Source organism: Bacillus cereus group sp. N21, from assembly GCF_016483395.1.
Classification (GTDB): Bacteria; Bacillota; Bacilli; order Bacillales; family Bacillaceae_G; genus Bacillus_A; species Bacillus_A pseudomycoides.
On sequence record NZ_JAEHBX010000358.1, the window covers coordinates 1 to 262 of the forward strand.

Below are 262 nucleotides of genomic sequence, written 5' to 3' on the forward strand. Positions count from 1 at the left end.
TGTTTCTTTTGCCGTTTTTTATAAGTCGCTTTTATCGCAGCTTGAAGAATAACTTGAAAAGCTTAAATCATATAACATATTGTTTCATCCGTCAGACAATAACCATGTTGTAATAATTCTTCATTTAAAACTTGCGTAACATCTTGAAATTCATGCAATCCCTTTAACTTTTTACTTTCCACTTCGACGGAATCTATAAATTCTATAAAAAAGCCTTGTAATTTCAGTGGACCAAACTGAACGACTACACGAATACCTGTTT

At 31.7% G+C, this 262-nt stretch carries 1 pseudogene; it reads right to left on the reverse strand.

Features of this window, described 5'->3' with window-relative positions:
* Positions 1 to 65 precede the first annotated feature (65 nt).
* Positions 66 to 262, reverse strand: a pseudogene (locus tag JDS96_RS31185) (primosomal protein N' family DNA-binding protein); the annotation flags it as partial.